Source organism: Pedobacter sp. 01T416_2, from assembly GCF_056398925.1.
On record NZ_JBFTQI010000527.1, the window covers coordinates 1 to 4,234 of the forward strand.

Consider the following 4,234-nt stretch of genomic DNA (forward strand, 5'->3'; position numbering starts at 1 on the left):
GCCCGGTAGATAAACGGGAGAATTTTATTAAAAGATGTATAGGTATTCCGGGCGATGTAATTTCGATGAGCAATGGTATTGCCAATGTAAATGGCAAAAATGAGCCTTTAAAAAACACGGGTATGATGCCATATCGCATCGAGTTTAAAACCATGGACTTTAATTATTCTATACTTGATGAATTTAAACTTAATTTAGGCGGAACACCTGCTATTGCAGATAAGACATACGTTGTAGATGCATCGCCAGAAATTGCCGGTAAATTAAAAGCATTTGATTTTGTGAAATCAGTTACCTTAAGTCCCGATGCTGCTGGGGATGTTCCGGGAGGTGTTTTTCCGAACGATCCCAACAGAGTATGGAACAGGGATAACTTCGGGCCGATTAAAATCCCTTCAAAAGGATGGACCGTTAAAATCGATAGCAATACCATGCCGCTGTACTACAGGGCTATTAGAACTTACGAAGGAAATAAAGTAGAGCAAAAAGCAGGTATTTGGTATATTAATGATAAAGTAGCCACTACTTATACTTTTAAAATGGACTACTATTGGATGATGGGTGATAACCGTCACAATTCGGCCGATTCGCGTTATTGGGGTTTTGTGCCAGAAGACCATATTGTAGGTAAAGCTTTATTTGTTTGGATGAGCTGGGATAGTACTGCATCTTTCTTGCATAAAATAAGATGGAGCAGGTTGTTTATGGGCATCCATTAATTTATAGGATATTTTTTTGAAAAAGCTTGCTTTACGCAGGCTTTTTTTTTGTGCCAAAATCACCTTTTTAAAAAAATTAAAAAGTCTTCATTGTTTATATTTTTTTTTCATAAGTTTGTTATGTCAGTGGTTAGTAAAAAACATGTAAAAATCTAACTGTATATTCAATTTACATCTCCTGATAAAATTAATGGGTTCAGTTTTTCCCATGATTAAATAGTTCAAATTATTATTGCAAACTACTAATCGAATAATACTGATAAAGTAACTAACCAATTTAACTAACCCTTACCAAACAGATTATGAAACAAAACCAGTATCATGTTTTTGTGAATATGTATATAAAATAACTTTCTTTTTAATTTTTTTAAAAAGATTGCATTTCTTTTGTTTTTTTTATATTTTTATGTAACCAAATTAAAAAAATGTCAGCAACTATTAAGAAAGCACAACGACTAAGGGCCGACATTATTAAGCTACTTTATTATAAAAAAAAATCATCGCTTACCGATTTAAGTAAACGTACTAAAAAGAGCCTGCCTCTAATTACGTCGACTGTAAATGCTTTGATAGAAGACGGCTTAATTATAGAGCAAGGATTGGCACCATCTACCGGGGGCCGCCGCCCTTTAAATTTTTTATTAAACCCTGATTACAAAAGGTATATAATAGCAGTAGCAATGGATCAGTTAACCAGTCAATTAACCATATATGATTTGTCAAATCATCAGGTTTTACCCACGCAGGTGATTGATTTAGACATGACCGAGAGTAAAAGTGCTGATACTTTAATTGAATTTATTGACCACTGCATAAAGAAATCAACAATCAATAAAGAAAATTTATTGGGAATTGGTATTGGTATGCCGGGTTTTGTAAATGCAGAGAAGGGAATGAACTATTCATTTATGCAGGTTGAAAACGATATAAGCCTGCAAGACTATCTCGCTAAAAAATTAAGTTTACCGGTTTACATAGATAACGACTCGAGTTTGATTGCCTTAGCTGAATTGAACTTTGGTGAAGCAAGAAATTTAAAAGATGTGCTTGTAGTTAATATTGGCTGGGGCACAGGTTTAGGGATGATTATTAATGGCAAATTATACCGGGGGAGTAGCGGTTATGCTGGCGAATTTAGCCATATCCCTTTATCTAATTCCAATACCTTGTGCTCTTGTGGTAAGCGGGGATGCCTTGAAGTGGAAACGTCTCTTTTGGTGATGGTTCAAAAAGCAGAAACAGCGGTAAAAAATGGAGAAGAAACAAGTTTAAGAACGCTTTTTAATGATAAAAGTAAAAGCCATGTAGATCATTTCTTGAATGCAGTTGTAAAACAAGACCCTGTTGCTATTTCTATTTTAGCTGATGCCGCATTTCAGATTGGTAAAGGATTGGCAACTTTAATCCATATTATGAATCCTGAACGGATTGTATTAAGTGGCCGTGGTGCAAAAGCTGGAAAAATGCTTCTGCCGCCAATACAACAGGCAATTAACGAGTTTTGTATACCTCGGGTAGCCGAACAAACAGAAATTAAATGCTCTAGTTTAAGTGATGAGGCTGAATTATTGGCTGCCGCCAGTTTGATGGTCGAAAATAGCTTATTTGATTAAGCTAATTTCAATTGAATAAAGAATTAAACAAGTTTTTAACTAATAAGCGAACTGTATGCATAAATGAAAAAATGATCCTCAACCAAGTCCCGAATTATTTCAAACTAATATCAACTAAACAAATAAAATTATGAAAAAAATGTACTTAAAGTGTCTAAGTGTGCTATTGTTATGTTTTTTAACAATAACCGCTTTTGCACAGAAGAATATTACTGGTACCGTTAAAGACGCGTCCGGTGATCCCATTCCTGGGGTGAGTGTTCTCGAAAAGGGAACTCAAAATGGAACTTCTACCAACGCCGAAGGTAGATTTACCCTTACGGTAAAAGATGGCGCTAGATTGATTTTTAAATCTATTGGTTTAGTCACTCAAGAAGTTGCTGCCTCATCAAATCTGGCTATTGTAATGCACGATGATTCCAAATCACTAAATGAAGTTATTGTTACTGGTTTTGGTGTTAAAAAAGAAGTTAAAAGACTAAGTTATTCTGCAACAGCTGTTGGTGGAGCAGAATTAGCACAAGCAAATAACGCCAATGTGGTAAATGCTTTACAGGGTAAAGTAGCAGGGGTTATGATCAATCAAGGTGCCAGTGGTCCTTCTTCTTCTTCCAGAATAAGAATCAGAGGTAATTCATCGTTAAGTTCAAATACACAACCTTTGGTGGTTTATGACGGTATATTGTTAGAACCTGGCACCTCTGGAGCAGATTCATGGGGTGATGCCGCAGATTTTGGTAATATCATGAAAAATATTAATTCTGATGATATAGAAAGCATTAGTGTGTTAAAAGGAGCTGCAGCTTCGGCACTATATGGATCTAAAGCAGCTGGTGGTGTACTCCTTATTACGTCAAAAAAAGGTAAAACTACCAAAGGTTTAGGTGTAACTGTTTCACAAACCAGTTCTTTTGACGATGCTTATAAATTTGTAGATCTTCAAAATGAGTATGGAGGTGGAATTTCACCTGTTTTTGCAAAAGATGCAAATGGGATGGATGTTGTTGATCAGCAGGCCGGTTATTATGTAGGTGGATATTCTTTTGGCCCTAAATTGGATGGAAGAATGGTTAAAGATTTAGATGGGGTAGTTAGGCCATGGGTAGCCAATAATCCATTAGATTATTTTAATACCGGAAAATTCATCAATACCAATGTATCAGTTGAAGGTGCAAATGAAAACACAACTTATCGTTTAGCTTATACCAATTTATATAATTCAAGTGTTTTACCCGGTAATAACTTAAAAAGAGATGCATTTGCGCTTAGAGTGACCAGGGTAATTTCAAAATCAATTTCTGTTGATGCGAGTGTAAATTATACGATGTCGAATTCATTGAATCCGGCAAGACAAGGAAGTGCCAATAACCCATTATTTGCATTTACGTATTATAAGCCTAGAAACGTTGATTTAAGTGCTTATATTGATAACAATATCAACCCGGTAACTGGTGGTGCTTTAGGTTCCAGCAATCGTAATCTTTATGACCCTTATGGTATAGGATCATTTGCCTATGGACTTCAAAATGATAACAGAACGCAAAAAGAAAATAATTTATTGGCCAATATTGACGTAAATATCAAAATCCTTCCATGGCTTTCTGCTTTGGTAAGAACCAATACTAACTTTTATAATATTGCTTATGAAAGAAAAAATAGAGGAGCTGGTGTAGCCTTTTCAGGTGGCGATTATGAGATAACACAAAATACCAATAAATCTTATCGTATTCAGGGTTTATTAAATGCAACAAAACAATTATCAAACGATTTTGAATTAAATGCTTCATTAGGTGGGGAAACTTATCAAAAAAATCTTGGTAATTCTGCATTTTATAACAGATCTTATACCAATGGCGGGCTTAAAATTCCTGATGTATACTCTATTGGGAACTCAATTAATCC

At 35.1% G+C, this 4,234-nt stretch carries 3 protein-coding genes; all 3 read left to right on the forward strand.

The genetic code is table 11. The annotated features are described in order from the left end of the window. The coding region (gene lepB / locus AC1DPQ_RS19570) for a signal peptidase I (RefSeq protein ID WP_477610605.1) at positions 1 to 719 on the forward strand (719 nt) is incomplete at its 5' end. 425 nt (positions 720 to 1,144) lie between these two features. After that, complete coding sequence (locus AC1DPQ_RS19575) at positions 1,145 to 2,332, forward strand: ROK family protein (RefSeq protein ID WP_477610606.1); 1,188 nt, start codon at positions 1,145 to 1,147, stop codon at positions 2,330 to 2,332. Between the two features lie 130 nt (positions 2,333 to 2,462). Continuing rightward, positions 2,463 to 4,234 (forward strand): TonB-dependent receptor plug domain-containing protein (locus tag AC1DPQ_RS19580; protein ID WP_477610607.1); only part of this gene is annotated, 1,772 nt, incomplete at its 3' end.

Coding starts and splice junctions, on each gene's coding strand:
- AC1DPQ_RS19575 (WP_477610606.1), top strand. CDS start 1,145: ATGTCAGCAACTATTAAGAAAGCACAACGACTAAGGGCCGACATTATT.